The 3,680-nt window shown below is 38.2% G+C and carries 5 protein-coding genes; 2 read left to right on the top strand and 3 right to left on the bottom strand.

From position 1 onward, the window contains the following. Positions 1 to 127: 127 nt before the first annotated feature. Positions 128 to 457: a putative toxin-antitoxin system toxin component, PIN family gene (locus ACP6PL_RS03275; RefSeq protein ID WP_426542508.1), complete on the bottom strand. Its 330-nt coding sequence runs from the start codon at positions 455 to 457 to the stop codon at positions 128 to 130. A 4-nt stretch (positions 458 to 461) separates the two neighbouring features. Then, entirely contained in the window at positions 462 to 1,073 is a 612-nt protein-coding gene (locus ACP6PL_RS03270) for a hypothetical protein (RefSeq protein WP_426542506.1), read from the bottom strand. Positions 1,074 to 1,129: 56 nt separating this feature from the next. On the opposite strand from ACP6PL_RS03270, the gene ACP6PL_RS03265 reads away from it, so the two are divergent. Together ACP6PL_RS03265 and ACP6PL_RS03260 are read left to right on the top strand one after the other, a co-directional pair. Then, positions 1,130 to 1,741, top strand: coding sequence for a pentapeptide repeat-containing protein (locus ACP6PL_RS03265; RefSeq protein WP_426542504.1), 612 nt, complete (start codon positions 1,130 to 1,132; stop codon positions 1,739 to 1,741). Positions 1,742 to 1,853: 112 nt separating this feature from the next. Beyond that, positions 1,854 to 2,087 carry a hypothetical protein gene (locus ACP6PL_RS03260; protein WP_426542502.1) on the top strand — a complete coding sequence of 78 codons (234 nt, stop codon included), beginning with the start codon at positions 1,854 to 1,856 and terminating at the stop codon, positions 2,085 to 2,087. Between the two features lie 181 nt (positions 2,088 to 2,268). On the opposite strand, the gene ACP6PL_RS03255 is transcribed toward ACP6PL_RS03260, so the two are convergent. Then, the coding region (locus ACP6PL_RS03255; RefSeq protein WP_426542500.1) for a DUF1517 domain-containing protein at positions 2,269 to 3,680 on the bottom strand (1,412 nt) is incomplete at its 5' end.

Below are 3,680 nucleotides of genomic sequence, written 5' to 3'. Positions count from 1 at the left end.
GCTTAAGAGGTTAGCGATCGCCTAATTTTTTAGAGATACCAAATGGGTTCTATAGAAATTATAAACTTTTTACATTTACAATTGTAACATTTTTACAACTACAACTTTCCTCGACTCAACGAGAAGTTTAGATTAATATTCCTAATCTAGCTTTATGAAACCGAATCTGCTCCAGTAGCGATCGCCAATTTCTGAAAAAGGGCAACATTGTAGTCGTGGGTAAAAGCACCTGCATTTCTTCAAAGTCGTAGTCACCTGTAATTAAAAAATTAGCTTCACTGACAACTGCAGAAGCTAAAAATTTTTCATCTTTACGATCTCTAGGAAAATTTACCTCTACTGCCACGTCAACTTTTGTAGTTGCTTCCTCGTCATAACCAAAATATTGTAGGGACGTTCCATGGAACGTCCCTACTGTGGTTCCACCGAAATCAAACCCGCTGTAATATTTGCCCAACCTACTAGCTAGGGTTGGCTGTAGATTTGGAAGGCTTCAGTTTGCGTTTAAAGGTTGAAACTGCTCCTAGAGTACCGAGAGCGAGGAAGCTTAAGGTAAAGGTTGGTTCAGGGACGGTGATTGGAGCAGCAGAAAAACTAGCAGAAAAACTAACGGGCAATTCACTATCTTCTGGCCCAAAATTTTCAAAGCCTGGTACAAATGGCGGTGCAGAAAAAATCTCAAAATAACCTGCAGGCTGCAAAAAATCAGCAAAAAACATATTAACAAAGTTTCCTTCCGAGGTGAAATACCCAAAACCAGAACTTGTTAATTGCTCATCAGGATTAAGACTAATTATATTGTCAAGTACAAAAGGTTCGTTTCCTGGTATTGAAGTTCCCGTAGGTTGTAAACCAATAATTGTTTCGTCATTTCGCGTACCAGTAATTCCAGTAATTAGGTAAAAACCTAAATCGTCAGGAGTGTCATTAGTCGTCAAATTACCACTTGCTTCTATACCAGGAGCGGAATAACTCCAGTTCCAAATTAAAGCAGAGGCAGCTTGTATTTTCCCAAAAACTAATGCAGATGTCGCAGTGAGGAATGTAGCAGATAGTAAAGTTATATTTTTCATAAAAAAATGGCGATTTTAGATTTAAACTTTATTTTTAAACTATCACAAACTATCCCATGAATCAACCATTACCTTTAGATTTTTCTCAGGAAGACTTACGACATCGCAATTTTCAAGGCCAAGACTTGACAGGAGCTAATTTTAGCGCTTCTGACTTAAGAGGTTGCAATTTTCAGGATGCTATCCTCAGAGGGGCAAATTTTCGAGGTGCAAGAATTGGGCAAAGTAGGAGCAAGATTAGGATTTTGATTGTTCGTTGTGCTGGAGCGGCGATCGCTGTTACTGTTGCTGCTGCTTTTGCTAGTTTTATTGCTGGTGAAATGGCGGGGGTTGCTGCTTTGATTGCGACTGGTGCTGTGGCGGTTGCTGTTACTAATGCTGAGAGTGAGATTATTGCTGCTGTTTTAGCTGGGGTTGCTGCGGTTATTGGTTCGAGTGGTATTATCTATTTTTTGGCAGGAAATAAAGTCAAAGGATTGTTATTATTTTTAGGTTCGGGGGTAATTTTTGGAGTTGTTGTTATTTTGTTTTTCCAAGTTGTTGTTGAGTTGGAGAAGTTGTCAAAAACATCTTTTGATAATGCAGATTTAACTAATGCTATTTTTGAGGAGGCAATTATTGAAGATTCTGAATTTTTCAATTTTTTAATTCCGCCCAAAAATAGGTAATTTTGTATTGATTTTTTATCATAATTATTACTTGGTAAATTTAGCTTGACAAAATAATCATAGAGACTTATACTTCTGCAAGTATGCTTTAGTTAACTAGGAGCAAAATTAAGTGAGTAATAGTGAACCGATTAATTATGGTCGTTACTATTGGTATGTCCGGGTAACTAAAGATATAGCCGAAAACGAAGAACAATATGTTCAGGCAGATGAAGCACAGGTAAAAAATGGTGTTTTATTGTTCCTACAGCATATAGATGAAGGAGCAAAAATTAATATGGCTTTTGCTCCAGGTACTTGGTTAACTACTTTTGTCACTTCTTATCAAACAGACAAAGTTAAATAAATAGATCTGTTCATTGTCAAATGTTTGGGCAGCATAAGTTAAGAAAAAACTTGATTCGTATTGAGTCTTTGTTTATAGTTGTGCTTTATCACTCCAAATTATGTCCATAAGTGCTAAAGCGCAACTAACTGACTAATTATAAGTGTTTTACTTAACACGATATAATTACCTCAAGTAAATATTAACTAATTTGAATCATATCGCTATACTCACTAACAAACTGCTCATAAGTAAGACAATCGCTTGCTGTTGTAGGACTCCAAATTAATTCAAATACTAATAAATAATCAGGGGTGATTTTGCCTAAATCTTTCAAAGTTTGCTTCAAACTTTCCCCATCATTAACTTCATCAAATATAGGATAATCATCCTCCGTTCCTAACAACAAAGTCACAACAATATGATTGTCAACTTCTACATTGTCATCAACAGTATCAACCTCAAATTTACACCTCTCTGCAAAAGAAAACTGCTCAAAAATTCGTTCTGCTTCCTGTCTAGTATCCACTGTTTCCGAACTAGCAGCAACATGAGTCCAATATTCGTCACTCTGAAGCAGAGCGATCGCCGACTGCAACAAAAATCCCACCCTACCTTCTGGCGTATCAATATCAATCTCTTCCCTTATTCTTGCTAACTTAGATTGAATATTATTTGCTGGTGCAACCATTGCCACCTGTAACTTACTCACAGTCACAATATCATTAACCAAATCTTCGGGTATAGTTTCTACTGGCATTTCTGCCTCAATAACTTCCACATATCCTGGCGACTCCTCAATAACTTCCACATATCCTGGTGACTCCTCAATAATTTCTACATACCCATCTCCTTCTGCCACCAAAACTTCTCGATGATAACCAAACAGAGAAGCGATAAACATAACCAACTCATATAAAATACATATCATAACAGTTCCTAGCAAAAGTATAACTAAAAACATGGGCATTACTGTTGCTAGTCCCTCGTAATAGCTGTAAACTACTCGTTCACGAAAAGTCGGACGGTAATAATAGCGAACTCTAGTAGTTGGATGTACATAATAAAATCGACTTGTACCCACTTCCTCGTAATAATATCGCTTGTTACCGGGAGTGATAAAATAACGTTGTCCGTTATTAACATTCATGTAGTAACGTCTTTGAGTTGCTGGTTGTACATAATAAAATCTTCCTGTACCTGCTTCCTGATAATAACGTTCTTCAGTCCCTGGGCGCGTATAGTAACGACGTCCCGTAGCAGGTTCAACAGAATAAGATTTCTTTGTAGTTGGAGTAAATGAACCACTGCGAGTCCGTCCTCCAGTGTTGATGTTATTAGTAGTGGGGGGAGTGGTATTGCTTGGTTGGGAAAATGAACGACTGCGGTTAGAAGTGCCACTAGAAGTAGGGGATGGTTTTGTGCTGGGGCGAGTATTGCTTGGTTTGGTAAGTGAACCACTGCGGTTAGAAGTGCCACTGGAAGTAGGGGATGGTTTTGTGCTGGGGCGAGTATTGCTTGGTTTGGTAAGTGAACCACTGCGGTTAGAAGTGCCACTGGAAGTAGGGGATGGTTTTGTGCTGGGGCGAGTATTGCTTGGTTTGGTAAGTGAAC

Source organism: Dapis purpurea BLCC-M126 (assembly GCF_050015975.1).
Taxonomy (GTDB): Bacteria; Cyanobacteriota; Cyanobacteriia; order Cyanobacteriales; family Microcoleaceae; genus Trichodesmium.
Note: the sequence above shows the minus strand (reverse complement) of the source record. Positions and strands in the feature narration are given on the sequence as shown.